This is a genomic window from Paraburkholderia sp. CI3 (genome assembly GCF_050436505.1).
In the GTDB taxonomy this organism is placed as follows: Bacteria; Pseudomonadota; Gammaproteobacteria; order Burkholderiales; family Burkholderiaceae; genus Paraburkholderia; species Paraburkholderia tuberum.
Genome location: NZ_JBNDMI010000004.1, coordinates 3,815,203 through 3,836,555, shown reverse-complemented (window position 1 = coordinate 3,836,555; position 21,353 = coordinate 3,815,203). Strand labels below are relative to the sequence as shown.

21 protein-coding genes and 1 pseudogene are annotated in these 21,353 nt (G+C 65.2%); 16 read left to right on the top strand and 6 right to left on the bottom strand.

Going from position 1 to position 21,353, the window contains the following annotated elements:
- Nucleotides 1-15 precede the first annotated feature (15 nt).
- From OKW29_RS39115 to OKW29_RS39105, 3 genes and pseudogenes are all read left to right on the top strand, one after another.
- The gene (locus OKW29_RS39115; protein ID WP_429294649.1) at nt 16-1,014 is read left to right on the top strand and encodes a zinc-dependent alcohol dehydrogenase family protein; all 999 of its coding nucleotides are present in this window, start codon (nt 16-18) and stop codon (nt 1,012-1,014) included.
- A gap of 90 nt (nt 1,015-1,104) precedes the next feature.
- A pseudogene (locus tag OKW29_RS39110) lies at nt 1,105-1,870 on the top strand (ParA family protein).
- A gap of 157 nt (nt 1,871-2,027) precedes the next feature.
- Nucleotides 2,028-2,288 (top strand): hypothetical protein, encoded by a 261-nt coding sequence (locus tag OKW29_RS39105; protein WP_184045518.1) that lies wholly within the window; start codon nt 2,028-2,030, stop codon nt 2,286-2,288.
- Between the two features lie 42 nt (nt 2,289-2,330).
- Here the strand turns inward: OKW29_RS39105 and OKW29_RS39100 are convergent, their stop codons facing one another.
- The 6 genes from OKW29_RS39100 to OKW29_RS39075 all read right to left on the bottom strand — a co-directional run bounded on the left by OKW29_RS39100 (nt 2,331) and on the right by OKW29_RS39075 (nt 9,328).
- Nucleotides 2,331-3,482, bottom strand: coding sequence for a Gfo/Idh/MocA family protein (locus OKW29_RS39100; protein WP_429294648.1), 1,152 nt, complete (start codon nt 3,480-3,482; stop codon nt 2,331-2,333).
- Nucleotides 3,483-3,526: 44 nt separating this feature from the next.
- Nucleotides 3,527-4,576, bottom strand: a complete 1,050-nt coding sequence (locus OKW29_RS39095) for a sugar phosphate isomerase/epimerase family protein (RefSeq protein ID WP_429294647.1) — start codon at nt 4,574-4,576, stop codon at nt 3,527-3,529.
- A 67-nt stretch (nt 4,577-4,643) separates the two neighbouring features.
- On the bottom strand, nt 4,644-5,606 hold the full coding sequence (locus OKW29_RS39090) for a substrate-binding domain-containing protein (RefSeq protein ID WP_090803384.1): 963 nt from the start codon (nt 5,604-5,606) through the stop codon (nt 4,644-4,646).
- 148 nt (nt 5,607-5,754) lie between these two features.
- Entirely contained in the window at nt 5,755-6,768 is a 1,014-nt protein-coding gene (locus OKW29_RS39085) for an ABC transporter permease (protein ID WP_184045512.1), read from the bottom strand.
- On the bottom strand, nt 6,749-8,236 hold the full coding sequence (locus OKW29_RS39080) for a sugar ABC transporter ATP-binding protein (RefSeq protein ID WP_018419662.1): 1,488 nt from the start codon (nt 8,234-8,236) through the stop codon (nt 6,749-6,751). The genes OKW29_RS39085 and OKW29_RS39080 overlap by 20 nt, the downstream gene beginning before the upstream one ends.
- Before the next feature lie 3 nt (nt 8,237-8,239).
- Nucleotides 8,240-9,328 carry a LacI family DNA-binding transcriptional regulator gene (locus OKW29_RS39075; RefSeq protein WP_429294646.1) on the bottom strand — a complete coding sequence of 363 codons (1,089 nt, stop codon included), beginning with the start codon at nt 9,326-9,328 and terminating at the stop codon, nt 8,240-8,242.
- A gap of 289 nt (nt 9,329-9,617) precedes the next feature.
- Between OKW29_RS39075 and OKW29_RS39070 the strand changes: the two genes are divergently transcribed.
- The 13 genes from OKW29_RS39070 (at nt 9,618) to OKW29_RS39010 (ending at nt 21,283) form a co-directional block, all read left to right on the top strand.
- Nucleotides 9,618-10,271 carry a protein-L-isoaspartate O-methyltransferase family protein gene (locus OKW29_RS39070; protein ID WP_429294645.1) on the top strand — a complete coding sequence of 218 codons (654 nt, stop codon included), beginning with the start codon at nt 9,618-9,620 and terminating at the stop codon, nt 10,269-10,271.
- 89 nt (nt 10,272-10,360) lie between these two features.
- Nucleotides 10,361-10,684, top strand: a complete 324-nt coding sequence (locus tag OKW29_RS39065; RefSeq protein ID WP_018419659.1) for a rhodanese-like domain-containing protein — start codon at nt 10,361-10,363, stop codon at nt 10,682-10,684.
- Between the two features lie 334 nt (nt 10,685-11,018).
- Complete coding sequence (locus OKW29_RS39060) at nt 11,019-11,801, top strand: hypothetical protein (RefSeq protein WP_429294644.1); 783 nt, start codon at nt 11,019-11,021, stop codon at nt 11,799-11,801.
- Nucleotides 11,802-11,909: 108 nt separating this feature from the next.
- Nucleotides 11,910-12,137 (top strand): hypothetical protein, encoded by a 228-nt coding sequence (locus OKW29_RS39055; protein WP_184020941.1) that lies wholly within the window; start codon nt 11,910-11,912, stop codon nt 12,135-12,137.
- 472 nt (nt 12,138-12,609) lie between these two features.
- Nucleotides 12,610-13,908: an urea ABC transporter substrate-binding protein gene (gene urtA, locus OKW29_RS39050; protein ID WP_429294643.1), complete on the top strand. Its 1,299-nt coding sequence runs from the start codon at nt 12,610-12,612 to the stop codon at nt 13,906-13,908.
- Nucleotides 13,909-14,188: 280 nt separating this feature from the next.
- Nucleotides 14,189-15,823: an urea ABC transporter permease subunit UrtB gene (gene urtB, locus OKW29_RS39045; RefSeq protein WP_429294642.1), complete on the top strand. Its 1,635-nt coding sequence runs from the start codon at nt 14,189-14,191 to the stop codon at nt 15,821-15,823.
- 1 nt (nt 15,824) lies between these two features.
- Nucleotides 15,825-17,024, top strand: a complete 1,200-nt coding sequence (urtC, locus tag OKW29_RS39040) for an urea ABC transporter permease subunit UrtC (RefSeq protein ID WP_429294641.1) — start codon at nt 15,825-15,827, stop codon at nt 17,022-17,024.
- The gene (gene urtD / locus OKW29_RS39035; RefSeq protein ID WP_429294640.1) at nt 17,024-17,887 is read left to right on the top strand and encodes an urea ABC transporter ATP-binding protein UrtD; all 864 of its coding nucleotides are present in this window, start codon (nt 17,024-17,026) and stop codon (nt 17,885-17,887) included. Before urtC ends, urtD begins: the two co-directional genes overlap by 1 nt.
- Nucleotides 17,888-17,937: 50 nt before the next feature.
- Nucleotides 17,938-18,630 carry an urea ABC transporter ATP-binding subunit UrtE gene (gene urtE / locus OKW29_RS39030; protein WP_429294639.1) on the top strand — a complete coding sequence of 231 codons (693 nt, stop codon included), beginning with the start codon at nt 17,938-17,940 and terminating at the stop codon, nt 18,628-18,630.
- 75 nt (nt 18,631-18,705) lie between these two features.
- Entirely contained in the window at nt 18,706-19,065 is a 360-nt protein-coding gene (locus OKW29_RS39025) for a hypothetical protein (protein WP_429294638.1), read from the top strand.
- A 52-nt stretch (nt 19,066-19,117) separates the two neighbouring features.
- Nucleotides 19,118-19,315 (top strand): hypothetical protein, encoded by a 198-nt coding sequence (locus OKW29_RS39020; protein ID WP_184059700.1) that lies wholly within the window; start codon nt 19,118-19,120, stop codon nt 19,313-19,315.
- Between the two features lie 71 nt (nt 19,316-19,386).
- Nucleotides 19,387-20,256, top strand: a complete 870-nt coding sequence (locus tag OKW29_RS39015) for an urease accessory protein UreD (RefSeq protein WP_429294637.1) — start codon at nt 19,387-19,389, stop codon at nt 20,254-20,256.
- 214 nt (nt 20,257-20,470) lie between these two features.
- Nucleotides 20,471-21,283, top strand: a complete 813-nt coding sequence (locus OKW29_RS39010) for a transporter substrate-binding domain-containing protein (RefSeq protein ID WP_429295010.1) — start codon at nt 20,471-20,473, stop codon at nt 21,281-21,283.
- Nucleotides 21,284-21,353 lie beyond the last annotated feature (70 nt).

Sequence of the window (21,353 nt, the reverse complement as noted above, 5' to 3'; positions counted from 1 at the left end):
ACGAAGGAGACCGCCATGTCCATGCACGCTCTGGTCCTCAGCCAATACAACGGCCCGCTCGAATACACGACGCTGCCCCGCCCGGAACCCGCTGCCGGCCAGGTGCTGGTGCGCGTCGCCGCGAGCGGCCTCAATCCGCTCGACATCAAGATTCGCGCGGGCGAGTCCGGGCACGCGCAACACCCGTTGCCGCTCGTCCTCGGTATCGACCTCGCGGGCACGGTGGAGGCGCTCGGCGATGGCGTCGGCGGGTTCGCTGTCGGCGACAACGTGTATGGCATGACCGGCGGCGTCGGCGGCATCCAGGGGGCACTCGCCGAGTACGCTGCGGTCGATGCCGCCCTGCTCGCCCATGCGCCGCGCAATCTGTCGATGCGCGAGGCCGCCGCGTTGCCGCTCGCGTTCATCACGTCGTATGCGGGTATCGTCGATCGCGCGCATCTGCAAGGCGGAACCAAAGTGCTGGTCCAGGGTGGCGCCGGAGGGGTCGGCCACATCGCCGTGCAACTGGCGCGCGCGCTCGGCGCCGACGTCTATGCAACCGCGAGCGCACACAATGCCGAGCTGGTGCGGCGGCTCGGCGCGACACCGATCGACTACCGCGCGCAGACGGTCGAACAGTATGTGGCGAGTTTGACCGATGGCGAAGGCTTCGATCTGGTCGTCGATACGGTAGGGGGGGCCTCGCTCGATGCGTCGTTCGCCGCGGTCCGGCATTTTGGGCACGTGGTCAGTGCGCTTGGCTGGGGGACGCATGCGCTTGCGCCGCTGTCGTTTCGTGAAGCCAGCTATTCAGGGATCTTCACGCTGTATCCGTTGCTGACCGGTCGATATCGCGCGCACCTCGGCGAGATGATGCGCGAAGCGACGCGGCTCGTGGAAAGCGGCGCGCTCGCGCCCGTGGTCGATGAAACACGGTTCGATTTACGCAGTGCGGACGAGGCCTATCAGCTCGTCGACAGTGGGACTGGACGTGTGAAGGTGGTGGTCGACGTGGATACCGCGCAACGCTGACCCGGTCACTAACAACCCATCGAAATCAGCGCCGTCACCCGACTCAGGTATGCTGGGCCCTTTGTAACCGCTTCCGATCAAGGGGAGACCATGCGGCGCGTTGTATTCAATCAGAAAGGTGGCGTAGGCAAATCGACCATCGTCTGCAACCTGGCGGCCATCAGCGCGAGCGAAGGGCTGCGCACGCTGGTGATCGACCTCGATGCCCAGGCGAATTCGACCCAGTACCTGCTCGGCCCGCAGGCGAGCGAAGTCCACCCCACCGTCGCGGGCTTCTTCGAAACCGCACTCGGCTTCAGCTTCAAACCCGTGGAAGCGACCTCGTTCATCCATCCGACGCGCTTCGAGAATCTCGACGTGATGCCCGCCCATCCGGACCTCGACACGCTGCACGGCAAGCTCGAATCGCGCTACAAGATCTACAAGCTGCGCGACGCGCTGAACGAACTCGACATGTACGACGCGATTTACATCGACACGCCGCCCGCGCTGAACTTCTACACGCGCTCGGCGCTGATCGCCGTCGAGCGTTGTCTGATTCCGTTCGACTGCGACGACTTCTCGCGTCGCGCGCTCTACACGCTGCTCGAAAACGTCAAGGAGATCCAGCAGGATCACAACCACGCGCTGCAGGTGGAGGGGCATCGTCATCAACCAGTTCCAGCCTCGCGCGAGCCTGCCGCAAAAGCTCGTCGACGAACTGATCGGCGAAGGCCTGCCGGTGCTGGGGTCGCGCTTGTCATCGTCGGTGAAGATCCGTGAGTCGCATCAGCTGGCGACACCCGTCATTCATCTCGATCCGGGGCATAAGCTCGCGCAGGAGTATCGGGCGTTGCATCGGGAGTTGAGCGAGTAAGCCGGAGCGACGCGTTGCGCTGCCAGCAAGCGATGATCTTGCCGTCGCTGAGCGGGCCGTGGTTCATCGCGTGTTTTCGTTCGTAGTCCCCAACCGCGTACCGTCGCCAATATTGTTAAAGTAACGCTCTCCTCAATCAGCCGCCGCAGTCCCCATCATGCGCACCACCCGAGCCATCCACGCCGTCGAGCGCCTGAAAACGCGCAGCGGCAACCCGCGCTTCGCCGCGATCAGTCTGTCCGGCGGCCTGTTCTATCTGGTCGACAAATCGAGCGGAGTCGACCAGAAAGTGTCCGACCCGCTGACGCTCGACGACTTCGTCAAGTTCGTCGACGCGTACGGCCCGCAGAAGCCGCGCAAGGCCAGCAAGCTCGATATCGCGTTCGAAGCGCAGATCAAGAAAAGCAAGGGCGGCTGACGCTTCGGCAGCTTCGCCGACCCGGCGTTTTGTTGCAACGCTTCATGCCCCTTCCATCTGCACCCACCGCCCATCCGCCGCACTGCTTTTCAGCACAGCGTCGATAAACCGCAAACCGTCGACGCCATCATCGACCGTCGTCAACAGCAGGCTCTCGGCTGGCGGCGCGCGACCATCGTTCAACGCATCGATCTGCAACGCCGCATCCTGGTACAACTGCGCGAACGCTTCCAGATAGCCTTCCGGATGCCCGGCCGGCACACGCGTCGCATGCGCGGCAACCTGACTATTCACCCGAGCGCGCGTCAATCGTTCGGCAGCGCCGCCCAACGGCGTGAACCACAAGGCGTTCGGCTCCTCCTGATCGAACGCGAGTCCCGCCTTCGTGCCATACACGCGCAAGCGCAGCGCGTTCTCCGCGCCGCTCGCCACCTGGCTCGCCCACAACATGCCGCGCGCGCCGTTCGCATAACGCAGCATCGCCTGCACGTGATCGTCGACACGACGCCCCGGTACGAACGTGTGCAACTCGGCCGACAGCGCGCTCGGCATCATCCCCGTCACGAAAGCGGCCAGTTGATACGCGTGCGTGCCGATATCGCCGAGGCACCCGGCCGGTCCCGCCAACGCCGGATCGGTGCGCCAGCCCGCCTGCCTGTTCGCGCCGCCTGTTTCGACCGGCTCGGCGAGCCAGTCCTGCGCATACTCGACCTGCACGACGCGAATCTCGCCCAGTTCGCCACGTTCGACCAGCTCGCGCGCATGCCGCACGAGCGGGTAGCCCGAATAGGTATGCGTCAACGCAAACAGCCGCTTTTTTGACTGCGCGAGCTTCGCGAGCGCTTCACCTTCGGCGAGCGAAACCGCGAGCGGCTTGTCGCAGATCACGTGGATGCCGGCTTCGAGAAACGCCGTCGCGACCGGCGCGTGCAGATGATTCGGCGTGACGATCGCGACCGCGTCGATGCCGTCCTCGCGCGCGGCCTCGGCGCGCGCCATCTCGCGCCAATCCGCATAGCTGCGCGCGATGCCCGCTTCGACGGCGCTCGCCCGCGCGCGCTCGGAATCGGACGACAATGCGCCCGCCACCAGTTCGAAACGATCGTCGAGCCGCGCGGCGATCCGATGCACGGCGCCGATGAACGCGCCCTGCCCGCCGCCGACCATCCCCAGCCTGAGCCTTCTTCGCTGCATTGTTTGCGCTCCCATGTGTTGCGTCGGCTGTCACCGCCCGGCCGTCAGATGCCGAGCACGCTTTTTAACTGCGCGGTATCGACACCGCTTCCCGCGAAGTCATCGAACGCACGCTCGGCCACGTGGATGATGTGCCGGCGAATGAACGCCGCGCCTTCGCGCGCGCCGTCGTGCGGATGCTTCAATGCGCATTCCCATTCGAGCACGGCCCAGCCCGGAAAATCGAACTGCGCCATCTTCGAGAAGATCGCGCCGAAGTCGATCTGCCCATCGCCGAGCGAGCGAAACCGCCCCGCGCGTTCGACCCAGCCGCTGTAGCCGCCGTACACGCCCTGCTTGCCGGTCGGACGAAACTCCGCGTCCTTCACATGAAATGCCTTGATGCGCTCGTGGTAGATATCGATGAACGCGAGATAGTCGAGCTGTTGCAGCACGAAGTGGCTCGGGTCGTACAGGATGTTCGCGCGCGGATGCTGATCGACCGCCGCGAGAAAGCGCTCGAACGTCAGGCCGTCGTGCAGGTCTTCGCCCGGATGCAGTTCGTAGCAGACATCGACGCCGGCCGCGTCGAACGCATCGAGAATCGGCGTCCAGCGGCGCGCGAGCTCTTCGAACGCGGCTTCGACGAGACCGGCCGGCCGCTGCGGCCACGGGTACAGATACGGCCACGCGAGCGCGCCCGAAAACGACACGTGCGTGCTCAGGCCCAAACGACGCGACGCCTGCGCCGCGAGCTTCATCTGCGCGATCGCCCATTCGGTGCGCGCCGCCGGATTGCCGCGCACCTGCGGCGCGGCGAAGCCGTCGAACAGCGTGTCGTAAGCCGGATGCACGGCGACCAGTTGCCCTTGCAGATGGGTCGATAGTTCGGTGATCGCGACCCCCGCGTTGTCGACGCTCTCGCGCAGTTCGTCGCAATACGCGTCGCTCGCGGCCGCCTTGTCGAGATCGATCAGGCGCGAGTCGCACGGCACCTGGATGCCCTTGAAGCCGAGACCCGCGGCCCAATCCGCGAGATGCCCGAGGTTGTCGAACGGCACGTCGTCGCCCACGAACTGCGCGAGAAAAATCGCCGGCCCTTTGATGGTTTTCATCGTACGGTTCCTCGAAATTTGCGCGCGGGCCGCGCCCGCGCGTGCTAGACGATGCCCGGCGCGCCGCTCAGAACGGCGAGTCGGGGAAATAGAACTGCTGGGCGTTTTCCTTCGTGATCAGCACCGACGGAATGATCGTGGTGGCCGGCAGCTTGTCGCCCTTCAGCCGCGCTTCGGCCGTCAGCTTGATCGCGTCGTAGATGAATTTCGGCGAGTACGACACGTCGGCCTTGATCATCGGCGCGCCGTCCATCACGTTCTTCACCATGCCCTTCGAGCCCGCGCCGCCGAACACGATCTTGATGTCGTTGCGCTTCGCCTGATCGATCGCCTTCAGCACGCCGACCGCCATGTCGTCGTCGGCGGCCCATACGGCGTCGATGTGCTTGAAACGCGTCAGGTAGTCCTGCATCACCTTGAACGCGTCGTCGCGATTCCAGTTCGCGTACCTGGCGTCGAGAATCTTGATGTCCGGATAGTTTTTCATCACGCCGGTGAAGGCGGTCCAGCGCTCGTTGTCGAGCGTGGTCGGAATGCCGCGCAGCGCGACGACGTTGCCCTTGCCATCAAGTGCCTTTGCCAGGTACTCGGCCGGAATCTTGCCGAACGCGGTGTTGTCGCCGGCCACGTAGGCGTCCTGCGCGCTCGTGTTCGTCAGGCCGCGATCGACCACCGTCACGTACACGCCTTTCTTCTTCACCTGCTCGACCGGCTGTGTCAGCGTCGCCGATTCGTACGGGAAGATCACGAGCGCGTTGATCTTGTTGACCGTCACGAGATCCTGCAACTGGTTCGCCTGCTCGGGCGCGTTGGCGGCCGTTTTCACGATCACTTTCAGATCGGGATGCGCCTTCTCGAGATCCGCCTTCGCCTTGTTCGCCCACCAGACGATGCCGCCGGTGAAGCCGTGATCGGCCGTAGGAATCGCGACGCCCAGCGTGACCTTGTCGTCGGCGCGCGCCGCGCCGCTCGTGCCCAGTATCCCCAACGCCAGCACGCCGGCGCCGATCGCTCGAATGACTTGCTTCATGGTGTGTGTCTCCAATCATGAGGCGTTCGCTCGCCCCGATTTTTCGGACCTGCCGTTGGTTTACCGCACCTGCTTTGCTACGCCTGCTTCGCTGCGATTTGTTCAGCGCGCTTTTTTCACTGCGCTCGCGCCGCCTGGAAGTGCGCGGCTAGCGCCGCCCACGCTGCACGAACGCGACGAAAATAATCACGACGCCCTGCACCGCCGCGTTCAGATACACGCTGATGATGCTGGTCAGGTTCAGGATGTTCGCGATCACCGACAGCAGGATCGCGCCGATCACGGTGCCGATCACGCGTCCCTCGCCGCCCTTGAGCGCGGTGCCGCCGACCACCACCGACGCGATCGCTTCGAGCTCCCACAACAGGCCCGTGGTCGGCGTGGCGGAGCCGAGGCGCGGCACGTAGAGCACGGTGGCCACGCCCACGCAAATCCCCAGCAGCACATAAGTGACGATCTTCACCGTATCGACGCGAATCGCCGCATAACGCGCGACCTGTTCGTTCGAACCGATCGCCTGCACGTGCCGGCCGAACGCGGTGCGATTGAGGATCAGCGCGCCGCCGGCCGCGACCACGAGAAACACCCAGATCGGCACCGGCACGCCGAACAGGCTCGCGTAATAGACCGGACCATAGAGGTCCGATAGCGAATCATTGAGCGTCAGCGCGCCGCCATCGGCCAGCCATGTCAGCACCGCGCGAAAAATCCCGAGCGTGCCCAGGGTGACGATGAACGGCTCGATGCGCCCTTTGGTGATCAACAGCCCATGCGCGCAGCCGAACAGCGCGCCGAGCACGAACGCCGCGACGATGCCGATCGTCACGATCACGAGCGGCGGCAACGCATGACCGGCCGCGCCCGCCGCGAGCCCGTTCATCAGCCAGATCATGATGCCCGCGATCAGCGCGGCCATCGAGCCGACCGACAGATCGATGCCGCCCGAGATGATCACGAAGGTCATGCCGACCGCGATGATGCCGATGAACGACGTGCGCGTAAGCACGTTCATCAGGTTGTCGAGCGTCGCGAAGTCGCGATTGAGCAGCGTGCCGACGATGCACAGCACGATCAGCCCGGCGAGCGGCCCGAGCGTGTAGAGCCGCTGCGCGACACGCAGCGCGCGCCGTGATTGCACGGCTTCAGTGGGTGCCGGTCGCATGAGCGATCAACTCCTCTTCAGTCAGATGCTCGAGCGTCAGCGTCGCTTGCAGATGTCCCGCGCGCATGACGGCGACGCGATGGCACAAGCCGATCAGCTCGACCAGTTCGGATGAAATGACGATCACCGCGCGGCCCTGCGCGGCGAGACGATGAATCAGGAAGTAGATGTCGCGTTTCGCGCCGACGTCGACGCCGCGCGTCGGCTCGTCGAGCACGATCACGTTCGGGTCGGGCTGCAGGAACTTCGCAAGCGCGAGCTTCTGCTGGTTGCCGCCCGACAGCATGCGCGCGCGGCTCGACAGGTCGCCGGTACGAATGCCGAATTCGCCGACGGCCTTCTGCAAGGCTGCGCGCCCCGCTTTCATGTCGAGCAGCGGATGCGCGTAGCGTTCGAGCGTCATCAGCGTGACGTTGTCCTGCAGGCTCAGGTCGACGTGCAGACCCTTGCCCTTACGGTCCTCGCTCAGATACGTGAGACCGTGGCGCATCGCGTCGCGCGGGTTCTTCAGATCGACTGCCCGGCCGGCGATTTCAATTGTGCCGCCCGTGCGTTTGCGCAAGCCGATGATCGCCTCGAACGCCTCGGTGCGGCCCGCGCCGACGAGGCCCGCGAAGCCGAGCACTTCGCCCGCGCGCACCTCGAAGCTCAGATCCTCGACCCAGTCGGGCACCGTCAGGCCGTTCACACGCAACGCGATCGGCGTGTCGGCGGGCACCGTCTGCTTGTCGGGGAACATGTCGGACACGTCGCGCCCGACCATCAGGTTCGCCATCTGCTGGCGCGCGAGCCCCGCGGTTTCACCGCGCGCGACGAAGCGGCCATCGCGCATCACGATCACTTCGTCGGTGATGCGCTCCACTTCATCGAGCTTGTGGGAGATGTAGACGATCGTCACGCCATCGGCCTTGAGCTTCAGCATCAGCGCGAAGAGCCGGTCGGTTTCGGCGGGCGTCAGCGTCGCGGTCGGCTCGTCCATGATCAGGAGACGTGCGCGGCGCGACAGCGCCTTCGCGATCTCGACCATCTGCTTTTCCGCGACGATCAGCTCGCGCACCTTCGTGTCCGGCGCGCGCTCGAGCCCGACCTGCGCGAGATAGCGCGCGGCGTCGCTGCGCATCGCGGCATCGTCGACTAACCAGCCGCGGCGCTTCTCGTGACCGAGGTACATGTTCTGCGCGATCGTCAGATGCTCAGCGAGGTTGAACTCCTGGTGAATCAGCACGATGCCCTGCGCCTCGGCGTCGCGTGAGCCGGCGAAGCGCTGCGCGTGGCCGTCGACCAGCACGCTGCCTGACGTTGCCGTTTCATAACCGGCGAGGATTTTCATCAGCGTCGACTTGCCCGCGCCGTTCTCGCCGAGCAGACCGTAAATGCGGCCGGGTGCGAGTTCGAAGCTCACGCCGTGCAGCACGCGCACGGGCCCGAAGTCCTTGCGGATGTCGTCGAAACGGATCGCGAGGCTCATGGCTCACGCACTCCCACGGATCACGAGGCGATGCGGCAGCAGCACGCCCGGCACGTTGGCCTGCGGATTCGCGAGGCGTTGCAGCAGCAGACGCGCGGCGGTCTCGCCGAGCTCGCGCATCGGCTGCGCGATCGTCGTGAGCGGCGGATCGATCTGCGCGGCGAGCGAGATGTCGTCGAAGCCGGCCACGGCGACGTCGTCGGGCACGCGCTTGCCGACGCTGCGCAAGCCGTGGATCACGCCGATCGCGAGCGTGTCCGACACCGCGAAGATCGCGCTCGGCGCATCGGGCTGGCGCATCAACGCAGCCGCGGCCGAGGCACCCGCCTCGTAATCGAGGCTGTTCAGATTCATGCGCCAGCGCGGGTCGGGCGCGATGCCCGCGTCGCTCAAGGCGTCGAGGTAGCCCTGCTGACGCTGGCGCGCATACAGATAGTCGACGTCGGAATTGATCAAGCCGATGCGCCGGTGGCCGCGCGTGAGCAGGTGGCGCACCGCGTCGCCGGCCGCGCGGTAGTTGTCGATGCCGACGTAGGGCACGCCCATCTGCGGATCGAACTCGCAGCACGCGACCCACGGCAGCGCCTGCGACGCTTCGCCGAGCGCCAGCTGGATCGTCGCCGGATCGAGGCAGATCGCGCCGTCCGCGCGGCGCCGCCGCAGCATGTCGAAGTAGCTGCGCTCACGCCCCGGGTCCGCGCCGGTGTCGCATAGCAGCATGAAATAGCCGTGCTGACGCGCGACGCTGTCGATACCGCGCACGATCTCCGCGTAAAACGGATTGCCGAAGTCCGGCACCATCGTCAGCAGCAGGCGGCTTTCGGCGGTGCGCAGATTGCGCGCAAGTTCGTTGACGCGGTAGCCGCTCGCGTCGATCGCGGCGAGCACCCTGTCGCGGGTGGCGGGCCGCACGTTCTCGTGGCCGTTCAGCACGCGCGACACCGTCGCGACTGACACGCCCGCCTGCTCGGCCACGCCGGCGATCGACGGCCCGTCGGCCGCGCGCGGCGAGCGCCTCTGCGGCTGAGGTTGCGGTTGACTGCTCGCGCCGGACACCACGGCCGGCGACGATCGGGACGGCGTTCGGGACACACGACCTCGCAGCAAAAATGTAATCGATTACATTTTGTGGCGATGGCGATGCGAATCGCAAGGACGGATCGCTAGGGATTAACACGGGGGCCGCCCGACCTGGCGCTTGTCCGCGAGCGGCCGGCGCGAGTCCGCCATTTGGTACAATCCCGCAGTTCCCCTGACGCGGCTTGCGATGCGAATGCCTTGCTCCGAAGCCGCGGCCGCCGGCAATCCGCCGGGGCCGGGTCAGGACAAAAGTCTGCGGCAACCGCCGCCCGCTCGCCAAACCAAAACCGCCGAATCCACCATGAACATCGAGCAAGCGCGTTTCAACATGATCGAACAGCAGATCCGCCCCTGGGAAGTGCTCGACCAGGACGTGCTGAATCTGCTGTCGATCGTCAAACGTGAGAATTTCGTCCCCGCCGCTTACCGCGACCTGGCTTTTGCGGACTTCGAAGTGCCGCTGCCGGCCGGCCAGCACATGCTGGCGCCGCGCGTCGAGGCGCGCGTGCTGCAGGAACTCGCGGTGAAGAAGCACGAAAGCGTGCTGGAAATCGGCGCGGGCTCGGGTTACATGGCGGCGCTGCTCGCGCATCGCGCGCAACACGTGTTGACCGTCGACATCGAACCGGAACTGGCCGAGTTCGCGAAGAGCAACCTGATCGCCAACGGCGTGCTGAACGTCGAAGTCGCGACCGGCGACGCCGCGCGCGGCTGGACCGGCGCGGCACCGTACGACGTGATCTGCGTGTCGGGCGGTCTGCCGGTGCTGCCGCAGGAAATCCTCGAACAGCTGAAGGTCGGCGGCCGTCTCGCGGCGTTCGTCGGCAGCGCGCCGGTGATGAAGGCGCAAATCATCACGCGCATCGACGAGAAGCAATACCGCATCTCCGACGTGTTCGAAACCTATGTCGAGCCGCTCGCCAACGCGGTGCAGCCGGCGCGGTTCAGGTTCTAAGCGGCTCTTTTTCGCTGCGCTTCGCGCTGTATTGTTGATCTGGACGGGCGGCGAGTAAGCCGCCGTCCCACGAACTGGATGTCTCGCTGATGCAAAACCTGACCGCTCCCGCACTCGCCGAATGGCTCGCCGATACCTCGCGCCCCGCACCCGTGCTGCTCGACGTACGCGAGCCGTGGGAACTGCAAACGGCGTCGATCGCCGGCATCGTGTCGATTCCGATGCGCGAGATTCCCGCGCGCAGCGAAGAACTCGATGACGACGCGCAGATCGTCTGCATCTGCCATCACGGTGCGCGCAGCGCGCAGGTCGCGATGTTCCTCGAATCGCGCGGACACACCAACGTGTTCAATCTGCAAGGCGGGATCGACGCGTGGTCGCGTCAGGTCGATCCGTCGGTTCCGACTTACTGAGATTCGGCGCGAAGGTAGCGCGTTGAAGCGGCGCAAGGGCTGACGGTCCTTGCGCCGCTTTTCGTTGGCGCTACGCCAGAAATGGTGGCGAACACCCCGCAAGATCGACGGCTTGTGGGGTGTTTTGTTTTTTGTGAGCGAACGTTCAGCCCATCATTGAGCAGGGACTAACGGTTGTTCGTGGACGTCCCTGCCGACTGATGACTATTGCGCACGCTGGCAAAAGCAAGCGGAAATTTTGGGCCGTCGCCCATATACGGACAACCGATCGCGCGGTGATTATCTGATCGCTGCCGATCCGGGCAGCGCCTTCAAATAGATCGTCGGCACGCCTATGTCCTTGTCAGTATTCGAGATGCACTCGTTGGACATGTTCTGCCATAGGCCTCTGGGTGCATGTTATGTGATCTGTGACGAGTGGCACTACAAGGCGTGCCTGCGCAAGGCAGCGGACGCCGAGAAGGCCAAAGTAGATACGCGGGAATTTCTCGGTATTGCCGAACTGAACTGTCGCGACTGGGGGGAGGACCGGGGGCTGGTCGAGCGCATCATGAAGCATCGCTGGCTGTGGTTTCATAATGTGCGGGACCGGAACCCCGAGACAGATGGCTGGTGGGTTATCAGTGCGCTTCTCGACGAGGTGCGCAGGGGCTCCCTGCTTGCCATTAAGGGGCGTCGTACCGACCTGTTTTCGCAGTCACACGTCACGCCAATCAGGACTCTCGCGGCGAGGGCAGTCGATCTCACGAACGGCGGACCCATGTTGGTCGGCCCGTATCATCCGGCCACACGGCAAACGGGGTTGACAACCGCACGCGCAGCAATGCATGTCGGTAGCAGCGACGTGGGCGCCCTGCTCGAAGCGGCTGTCGACATGGTCGGTGCGCCGGCCGCTGAGAGTGACGCGGATAGCGCAAATGGCAGCGGCCTGGCCAATGATGGGCTCACCTTAACGCTGCTCGGCGATGCAGAGCCGTTCGAGTATAGGCAGGACGCGGTGAGTGGTGACGCCGCGTATCTGGCCGGTATTGGCAGTCGCGGCGACATGTATGCATGCGACATCATTTCAGCAGAGTGCAAAGGGTCGTGTTGCGTGAGTTTCCTGGCCAATACCTAAACTCAACACTGGACGATATTCGGAGCGATGCGCAGGACGGGGTAAAAGATGCCCGGAAGGCGCTCAAGCTACTCAATGACGGAAGATTCAAGAAATAGGACGACAGCCATGCCTCATCCACTGTATGACCTGCTCGACAAGCTTGACGATGCCAAAATTCACTATTCCTTAAGCCGACAACGACTGGGTAGCGTGCTTCTTTCCATCACCGTGGTCGGCCAGCGCGTCGAAATTGATGTATTCGGCGATGGGCATATGGAAGTGTCTCGTTTTATTGGCCACGAAGACATCGAGGGTGGCGCGGAATTGATCGACTCAATCATTGCTCTTGGCTAAGCTCGCGCGGCCATCGTGCGTCGTGTAATACATCCCCTTCGCGCTCGCGAGCACCCGCGGCGCGTTCGCTCATGTCGAGCCTCCTTGTTCCGCATCAGTGGCCATCCAGAGTAGGCAGAGCGCACGACATGCACAAAGACGCGGCGTGCCGATGCCGCCCATGCACCGCCGATGCCCAGCGCGCGCCAGCGGCGCTTCGCTGGCGGCGAAGTGCGCTTCGTCGCGGCGCGACACGCACCCGAACGAGGCGCGGCGCGCGCGACTGCACCACTTTCGCGCCGCGGCATCGATGCCCCGACGCGCCGCCCTCGCGCCGATAGCCGCGCCGCAACGGGCATCGCACGCGCATCGCACCGAATGTGTCACATGGCATGTGCCTTGCAGAAGACGATTGGCTAGTCGTGCGAGCTCAGCCAGGCTGGCTGAAATCGACGCTCATAAATAGTGACCATCAATGACAAGGGGAAAGCACATGAAACGTCGCAGTCTGTTGAAGTTCGGCTCCATGTCCGGCGCGCTCGCGCTCGCGGGCCGTGTGCCGTTCGCGCACGCGCAGTCCGATAGCGGCCCGATCAAGGTGGGCATCCTGCATTCGCTGTCCGGCACGATGGCGATCTCCGAAACGTCGCTGAAAGACACCGCGTTGATGACGATCGCCGACATCAACAAGAACGGCGGTGTGATGGGCCGTCAGATCCAGCCGGTGGTCGTCGACCCGGCGTCGAACTGGCCGCTGTTCGCCGAGAAGGCGCGCCAGCTTCTGACGCAGGACAAGTGCGCGGTCGTGTTCGGCTGCTGGACCTCGGTGTCGCGCAAGTCGGTGCTGCCGGTGTTCGAGGAACTGAACGGCCTGCTGTTCTATCCGGTGCAGTACGAAGGCGAGGAAATGTCGCGCAACGTGTTCTATACGGGCGCCGCGCCGAACCAGCAGGCGATTCCCGCGACCGAATACCTGATGAGCGCCGAAGGCGGCGCCGCGAAGCGCTTCTTCCTGCTCGGCACCGACTATGTGTATCCGCGCACGACCAACAAGATCCTGCGCGCATTCCTCAAATCGAAGGGCGTGCAGGAAGCCGACATTCAGGAGGTCTATACACCGTTCGGTCACAGCGACTATCAGACCATCGTCGCGAACATCAAGACCTTTTCGCAAGGCGGCAAGACCGCGGTGATTTCGACCGTGAACGGCGATTCGAACGTGCCGTTCTACAAGGAGCTCGGCAACCAGGGGCTGAAGGCGTCGGATGTGCCGGTCGTCGCGTTCTCGGTCGGCGAAGAGGAGCTGCGCGGCATCGATACGAAGCCGCTCGTCGGCAATCTCGCGGCCTGGAACTACTTCATGTCGTTGCGCAATCCGACCAACGAGAAGTTCAAGAAGCAATGGGCCACGTGGGTCAAGGACAACAACCTGCCGGGCGGCACGAAGCGCGTGACCAACGATCCGATGGAAGCGACCTTCGTCGGCATGCATATGTGGAAGCAGGCGGTCGAGAAAGCAAAGAGCACCAACGTCGACAAGGTCCGCGTCGCGATGGTCGGCCAGACTTTCGCCGCACCGTCGGGCTTCACGCTGGAGATGGACGGCAACCACCATCTGCACAAGCCGGTGATGATCGGCGAGGTACGCGCGGATGGCCAGTTCAACGTCGTGTGGCACACCAAGGGACCGATTCGCGCGCAACCGTGGAGCCCGTTCATCGCCGGCAATGCTGGCAAGCCGGATGTGGTCAGCTCGATTCCGGCGTTCCTGCGGCGCTCGCGCGTCGCATGACGTGTCGGCGTGAGCCTCGTTGCGGCTCGCCGGCCGCGGTGTGGCGCGCGGGTATCGCCGCTCCGGTCGCGACGCGCGACCTGCGTGCCGACGCGCGCGCGGCTCGCGCGTAACCCGGACGCCCTGCGCTTCGCGCCGCCGCCGCGCGTTCGCTGTGTCGCGCGGCGTGACCGCGCACGCCAATGCGCGGCAACGTCCCGCTGAAGCGGCGGCGACGTCTGACGCGACGCCCTCGCGCTCTCGAGCGGGTCATCGATTCAACCCAGTGCAAAAGGCCATCATGGCGTTTTCATTTCCGACTTCCGTACGACGACGCGGCGCGACGCTCCTGCTGCCGCTCGCGGTCCTTCTCGCCGCGGCGCCGGGCGCCGCATTCGCGCTGACCCAGGCCGACGTCGCGCCGCTCGCGGGCGACGACTTCGAGGCGAAGTCCGCCGCAATCGACAAGCTGATCTCGACGCACGATGCCGCGTCGCTCGCGGTGCTCAAGGCGCTCGCCGACGACAACGCGCTCGCCACCGACGCAGGCGCGGTACTGCTGCAGGACGGCGACGCCACCCGCGATGCCGTCACCGGCCAGCCCGTCGCCACGAGCGACGCGCAACCGGTCACGCTGAACAACCTGCTGCGCTCGAAAGTGGCGGGCGCGCTGTCGGGTCTGCAACTCGCCTCGCCCGACCAGGCGACACGCGCAGCCGCCGTCGATGCGCTGCTGCGCAACCCCGATCCGTCGATCAAGCCACTCGTCGACGCGGCGCGCGCCAAAGAAACCGATCCCGCTCTGAAGAAACGTCTCGACACGCTGTGGGCGATGAGCGCATTGCACGACCCGGATCCGGCCAGGCGCCTCGAAGCGGTGCAACTGGTCGCCGCGCGCCACGACCTCGAAATGAACGAACTGCTGCGCCCGCTGGTCGCGAAGAAAGCCGACGGCACGTTTGCCGAAGCCGACGAACGCGTGCGCGCGGCCGCGCAAAGCGGCATCGATGAGCTCGATGCGATCCAGCGCCGCAGCCAGATCGCGGGCACGCTGTTCGCGGGACTGTCGCTCGGCAGCGTGCTGCTGCTCGCCGCGCTCGGCCTCGCCATCACATATGGCCTGATCGGCGTGATCAACATGGCGCACGGCGAATTCCTGATGATCGGCGCGTACGCGACCTATGTCGTGCAGAACCTCGTTCAGCGTTTCGCGCCTAACGCGTTCGACTGGTATCCACTACTCGCGATACCGGCCGCGTTCGTCGCGGCGGCGCTGGTCGGCATCGTGCTCGAACGGCTCGTGCTGAAGCACCTGTACGGCCGCCCGCTCGAAACGCTGCTCACCACCTTCGGCGTGAGCCTGATCCTGATTCAGGCCACCCGCATGCTGTTCGGCGCGCAGAACGTCCAGGTCGTCAATCCGTCGTGGATGAGCGGCGGCGTCACCGTGCTGCCGAATCTGATCCTGCCGTACAACCGGCTCGCGATTCTCGCGTTCTCGCTGATCGTCGTCGCGATCGCGTGGGCCGTGCTCACGCGCACGCGGCTGGGTCTGTTCGTGCGCGCGGTCACGCAGAACCGTCGCATGGCCGCGTGCGTCGGCGTGAAGACCGCGCGCGTCGATTCGTATGCGTTCGCGTTCGGCGCGGGTATCGCGGGGCTCGGCGGCTGCGCGCTGTCGCAAATCGGCAATGTCGGGCCGGACCTCGGCCAGAGCTATATCATCGATTCGTTCATGGCGGTCGTGCTCGGCGGCGTCGGCCAGCTCGCGGGCACCGTGCTCGGCGGCTTCGGGCTGGGGCTCGTCAGCAAGGCGATCGAACCGTTCTGGGGCGCGGTGCTCGCGAAGATCGCGGTGCTCGTGCTGATCGTGCTGTTCATCCAGAAGCGTCCGCAGGGCATGTTCGCCTTGAAGGGCCGTAGCGCGGAGGCATGAGATGACATCGGCTACTTCATCGGCAGACCCCGCTTCCGCTTCGTCGGCGCGCGCCGGTGCCGCTGGCGCTGGCGGCGCGCGCGACTCCAACACCGGCTTCGCGCTCGGCCTGCCACCGCGGCCCGCGCTGTTGTCGCGTCGCGCGTGGCTCGCGCTGATCGCGCTGATCATCGTGTTCGGCCTCGGCGTGCCGTTCGCCGCGCTGGTGATTCCGGAGACGAGCGCCTTGCATCTGTCCGCGTATGCGATGACGCTGACCGGCAAGTTCATGTGCTATGCGATCGCCGCGCTCGCACTCGATCTGGTGTGGGGCTACTGCGGCATCCTGAGTTTGGGTCACGCTTTGTTCTTCGCGCTCGGCGGCTACGCGATCGGCATGTACCTGATGCGCGCGATCGGCCACGATGGCAAGTACGGCAGCGATCTGCCCGACTTCATGGTGTTTCTCGACTGGCACCAGTTGCCGTGGTACTGGCAGGGCACGCAACATCTCGGCTACGCGCTCTTGCTCGTCGTGCTGGTACCCGCCGTGCTCGCGTGGGTATTCGGCTTCTTCACGTTCCGCTCGCGCGTGAAGGGTGTCTATCTGTCGATCATCACGCAGGCCATGACCTTCGCCGCGATGCTGCTGTTCTTTCGCAACGAGACGGGCTTCGGCGGCAATAACGGCTTTACCGACTTCAAGCGCATCGGCGGTTTTCCGATCACGCATCAGGGCACGCGCGCCGCATTGCTGCTCATTACGTTCGCGGTGCTGATCGCCGCGTTCATCGGCGCGCGCGCGATCGTCACGTCGAAGCTCGGCCGCGTGGTGACCGCGGTGCGCGACGGCGAAACGCGGCTGATGTTCCTCGGCTACAGCCCGCTCGCGTACAAGCTGTTCGTGTGGACCGTGTCGGCGGTGCTGTGCGGCATCGCGGGCGCGTTGTACGTGCCGCAGGTCGGCATCATCAATCCGGGCGAGATGTCGCCGGGCAACTCGATCGAAATGGCGATCTGGGTGGCGGTCGGCGGACGCGGCACGCTGATCGGCCCCATCATCGGCGCGTTCGCCGTGAACGGTGCGAAGAGCTTCTTCACGGCGAACTTCCCCGAATACTGGCTGTTCTTTCTCGGCCTGATCTTCGTGCTGGTGCCGCTGCTGCTGCCGAACGGCATCATGGGGCTCGCCGATCTGCTGACGCGCAAAAGGAACCGCTGATGAACGAAAACCCGATGGTTCCCGATCTGGCTTTACCCGAAGCACCACCGGAACGCTCGCTGAGCGGCGTCGCGAGCATGGGACACGCGGTCGTGCCCGGCGAGATCGACGTATCGCACGGCACGATCCTCTACCTCGAAGACGTGACGGTCAGCTTCGACGGCTTTCGCGCGCTGAACGCGCTGTCGCTCGCGATCGACGCGGGCGAACTGCGCTGCATCATCGGCCCGAACGGCGCGGGCAAGACGACGATGATGGACGTGATCACGGGCAAGACCGCGCCCGATCACGGCAAGGTGTTTCTCGGCCAGTCGATCGATCTCACGCGCATGAACGAACCGGCGATCGCGCGCGCCGGCATCGGCCGCAAGTTCCAGAAGCCGACCGTGTTCGAGCAGCATCCGGTGTGGGAAAACCTCGAACTCGCGATGAAGACCGACAAGGGCTGGTGGGCGTCGCTGCGCGCGCGGCTCGATGGCGACGCGCAGGCCCGCATCGAGGAAACGCTCGCGCTGATCGGGCTGGAAAGCGAAGCGCGAAGGCTCGCCGGCGAGCTATCGCACGGCCAGAAGCAGCGCCTCGAAATCGGCATGCTGCTGATGCAGCAACCGGCGCTGCTCCTGCTCGACGAACCCGCGGCCGGCATGACCGATGACGAAACGATGCAACTCGCCGAATTGCTCAACCACCTGCGTGGCACCTGCTCGATGATGGTCGTCGAGCACGACATGGAGTTCGTCGCGGCGCTCGCGGGCGACACAGGCAAGGTGACGGTGATGGCCGAAGGCCGCGTGCTCGCGCACGGCACGCTCGACGAAGTCAAGCGCGACGAGACGGTGATCGAGTCTTATCTAGGCCGCTGATTGCTGCTGGAAGCGGCACCGCATCGTCAACCCGACAGGACGACTGAACAATGCTCGAAGTAGACCGACTGAACCAATACTACGGCGGCAGCCATATTCTGCGCGACGTGAAGCTCACGGTGCCCGACGGCAAGCTGACGGTGCTGCTCGGGCGCAACGGCGTCGGTAAGACCACGCTGCTGCGCTGCCTGATGGGCGTCGTGCCCGCGAAAAGCGGCGCGATCGCATGGCGCGGCGAACAGTTGATGAAACTGCCGACCCATGCCCGCGTCGCTCAGGGGCTCGCCTACGTGCCGCAGGGCCGCGATATCTTTCCGCGCCTCACCGTCGAGGAAAATCTGCTGGTGGGCGCCGCGAGCAGAAAGGCGCCGAAGACAATCCCCGAGCGCATCTACGAGCTTTTCCCGGTACTGAAGGACATGCGCAATCGGCGCGGCGGCGATCTCTCCGGCGGTCAGCAGCAACAGCTCGCGATCGGCCGCGCGCTGATGAGCGAGCCGCAACTGCTGATCCTCGATGAGCCGACCGAGGGCATCCAGCCGTCGATCATTCACGACATCGGCCGCACGCTGCGGCAGCTCGTCGAGGACATGGGCATGACGGTGCTGCTGGTCGAGCAGTACTACGACTTCGCCAAAGCGATCGCCGATCGTTATTGGGTGATGAGTCGCGGCGAGATCGTCGCGGGCGGCGAGGGGGCGAACATGGATGCGGACGGAGTAAGGGGGTTGATTGCCGTGTAAGCGAGCTCAAGTTATCCGCCGCGCAACCGTTACACAGGCTAGGCAACGCCGCAACGGTTCGACGAGGTGGACACCATGGACGACAACAAGCAGGTCAGACGCGAGTTTTACAGAAACCCAGCCTCCTATTGCAGGGTGATGAACGTCGTGTCGGCGGTCACTTTTGGTCTATTCGAAGTGGACAGCGGCGGTACGGTGGGCATGCTGTCGGTGCGCTGGGAGAAGCTCGGCAACGAACTCGCGCCGCAGCTGCACGCGTATTACGACAGCTGGCACGTGCTCGCGTCGTTCCCCGACGTTCTCGCGAGAATGGCCGGGACGACCGGGCCGTCGTGTTCGCCGGAAGCTTTCTGTCAGCTATTGCTCGACTGCGGATTCATCAATCGCGCGGAACGGGGTGTGGACGATCACGCCGAGGCGACACTCGTACCCTAGAGGCCGCCGCGATACGGCCTGGGTCGGCGACACAACATCGAGGGAGAAAAGCATGTCCGTGACGGTTCACGTCGAATATCAGTATTGCCAACATGGCAAGAAAGCAATCCAGACAGGCAGCGACTCGTTGACCGTCCAGGAAAACACCCCCCGCGCGATCCTTGCGTTGCTGCGACTGTTGCATCCGCAGTGGGAGGGCATCAAGGTGCTGTCGGTGACCGAAGCCTCGCCCGAGAGTACCGCGTCGTAGCCGCTGCCGCGGCTTCCGCGCTTCGACACGCGTGCTATCCTCGTCGCACGCCGATTCCCCCCTCCATCCGCATGTCGCTTCACGAAAACCACGCCACGCTCGCCGCCGCGCACACGCCGTGGCGCGCGCGACTCGAACTCGGCTTCGTCGGCGGCGACGCTCGCACGACGCTAGCGCACCGGCTGCACGACGGACCGCTGCGCGTGCAACGGCCGCTCTATCCGGAAGGCCCGGCGATCTGTCACGCGGTGATCGTGCATCCGCCCGGCGGCGTCGCGGGTGGCGATCAGCTCGACATCGACATCACGCTCGCCGCGCAAACGCATGCGGTGCTGACGACGCCGGGCGCAACCAAGTGGTACAAGTCGAACGGCCGCGCGGCGCGGCAGCGCATCGCGCTGCGTGTCGGTGAGCACGCGAAGCTCGACTGGCTGCCGCAGAACAACATCGTGTTCGATCACGCGAACGCGCACCTCGATTTTTCGCTGACGCTCGCCGACGGCGCGAGCGCAATCGGCTGGGACGCGACCCAACTCGGACGCCAGGCGGCCGGCGAACGCTGGTCGGCGGGTAGCTTGCGCGCGGTGTCGCGCATCGTCGGCGCGAATGGCGAGCTGCTGTGGTTCGAACGCGCGAGCCTCACCGCCGACGATCCGCTGCGCGACGCGCCGCAGGGGCTCGCCGGCTTTCCGGCCTATGGCACGCTGTGGGCCGTAGGCGCCGCTTGCGACGATGCGCTCGCCGAATCGCTGAGCGCGCAACTGCCGTTCGACGACACGTTGCGAGCGGCCGCCTCGTGCGTGACGAACGGCGTGCTGCTCGTGCGCGCGGTGTCGCGCTCGATGGAAACGCTGCAGCACGCGCTCACGCGCTGTTGGCTGCAATTGCGGCCGGTCGTGCATGGTGTCGCGGCGGTGCCGTTGCGGATCTGGTCGACCTGACAGCGCGCTTCCCGCTGTCGTCTTCATCACGCTCTTTGCGCACCAAGGCGGCGCACGCGCACGCCCCAACCATGTGCGCGAACTGGCGTAGCACGCCGCCGCGCCACGCGGCAGAGGGATGGCACACAGCTTGCATGGCACTCGCCACTTCGCGGCCGGCCACGATGAAGCCAGCGACGACCCGACACCCACGACACCACCACTGCTCACGCCCATGACCCGCACTCCCTCCCGCTCCGCGCGCCGCGCCTTGCTGGCCGCATTGCTCGCCCTGCCCATCGTCGCCGATCTCGCGTTTCATGCGGGCCCCGCGCACGCCGACACGCTCGACAACATCGCCAAGACCGGCGTGCTGAAGGTCGCCGTGCCTGAGGACTATCCGCCGTTCGGCTCGGTCGGCCCCGACATGAAGCCGCAGGGCTATGACATCGACACGGCCGCGCTGCTCGCCAAAGCGATGAACGTGAAGCTCGAACTCGTGCCGGTCAACAGCGCGAACCGCATTCCGTATCTGCAAACGGGCAAGGTCGACCTCGTGATCTCGTCGCTCGGCAAAACGCCCGAGCGCGAGAAGGTGATCGACTTTTCGAGCGCGTACGCGCCGTACTACCAGGGCGTGTTCGGTCCCGCCGACATCAAGGTGAGCGGTCCCGCCGATCTCACCGGGAAGACCGTCGGCGCGACGCGCGGCGCGCTCGAAGAAATCGGTCTCACGCAGATGGCGCCGAACGCGACGATCAAGCGCTTCGAGGACAACAACGCGACGATCGCCGCGTTCCTGTCCGGCCAGGTGCAGTTGATCGCGGCCGGCAACATCGTCGCGGCCGCGATCCTGGCGAAAAATCCGCCGCGCCGTCCGGAGCCGAAGTTCGTGATCAAGAACTCGCCGTGCTTCGTCGGCATGAACAAGAACGAGCCGCGCCTGCAACAGAAGGTCGATGCCGCGATCGCCCAGGCCAAACACGACGGCACGCTCGGTGCGATGTCGAAGAAGTGGTTCGGCGCACCGCTGCCCGCCGACCTGTAATTTTGCAGACGCGGTGGCATGCGCGGTCGCAAACGTAGTTGTAAGCGCGCCGTTAGCCGGACTTGATACC

Coding starts and splice junctions, on each gene's coding strand:
- OKW29_RS39115 (WP_429294649.1), top strand. CDS start 16: ATGTCCATGCACGCTCTGGTCCTCAGCCAATACAACGGCCCGCTCGAA.
- OKW29_RS39105 (WP_184045518.1), top strand. CDS start 2,028: ATGCGCACCACCCGAGCCATCCACGCCGTCGAGCGCCTGAAAACGCGC.
- OKW29_RS39100 (WP_429294648.1), bottom strand. CDS start 3,482: ATGCAGCGAAGAAGGCTCAGGCTGGGGATGGTCGGCGGCGGGCAGGGC.
- OKW29_RS39095 (WP_429294647.1), bottom strand. CDS start 4,576: ATGAAAACCATCAAAGGGCCGGCGATTTTTCTCGCGCAGTTCGTGGGC.
- OKW29_RS39090 (WP_090803384.1), bottom strand. CDS start 5,606: ATGAAGCAAGTCATTCGAGCGATCGGCGCCGGCGTGCTGGCGTTGGGG.
- OKW29_RS39085 (WP_184045512.1), bottom strand. CDS start 6,768: ATGCGACCGGCACCCACTGAAGCCGTGCAATCACGGCGCGCGCTGCGT.
- OKW29_RS39080 (WP_018419662.1), bottom strand. CDS start 8,236: ATGAGCCTCGCGATCCGTTTCGACGACATCCGCAAGGACTTCGGGCCC.
- OKW29_RS39070 (WP_429294645.1), top strand. CDS start 9,618: ATGAACATCGAGCAAGCGCGTTTCAACATGATCGAACAGCAGATCCGC.
- OKW29_RS39065 (WP_018419659.1), top strand. CDS start 10,361: ATGCAAAACCTGACCGCTCCCGCACTCGCCGAATGGCTCGCCGATACC.
- OKW29_RS39060 (WP_429294644.1), top strand. CDS start 11,019: ATGTCCTTGTCAGTATTCGAGATGCACTCGTTGGACATGTTCTGCCAT.
- OKW29_RS39055 (WP_184020941.1), top strand. CDS start 11,910: ATGCCTCATCCACTGTATGACCTGCTCGACAAGCTTGACGATGCCAAA.
- urtA (WP_429294643.1), top strand. CDS start 12,610: ATGAAACGTCGCAGTCTGTTGAAGTTCGGCTCCATGTCCGGCGCGCTC.
- urtB (WP_429294642.1), top strand. CDS start 14,189: ATGGCGTTTTCATTTCCGACTTCCGTACGACGACGCGGCGCGACGCTC.
- urtC (WP_429294641.1), top strand. CDS start 15,825: ATGACATCGGCTACTTCATCGGCAGACCCCGCTTCCGCTTCGTCGGCG.
- urtD (WP_429294640.1), top strand. CDS start 17,024: ATGAACGAAAACCCGATGGTTCCCGATCTGGCTTTACCCGAAGCACCA.
- urtE (WP_429294639.1), top strand. CDS start 17,938: ATGCTCGAAGTAGACCGACTGAACCAATACTACGGCGGCAGCCATATT.
- OKW29_RS39025 (WP_429294638.1), top strand. CDS start 18,706: ATGGACGACAACAAGCAGGTCAGACGCGAGTTTTACAGAAACCCAGCC.
- OKW29_RS39020 (WP_184059700.1), top strand. CDS start 19,118: ATGTCCGTGACGGTTCACGTCGAATATCAGTATTGCCAACATGGCAAG.
- OKW29_RS39015 (WP_429294637.1), top strand. CDS start 19,387: ATGTCGCTTCACGAAAACCACGCCACGCTCGCCGCCGCGCACACGCCG.
- OKW29_RS39010 (WP_429295010.1), top strand. CDS start 20,471: ATGACCCGCACTCCCTCCCGCTCCGCGCGCCGCGCCTTGCTGGCCGCA.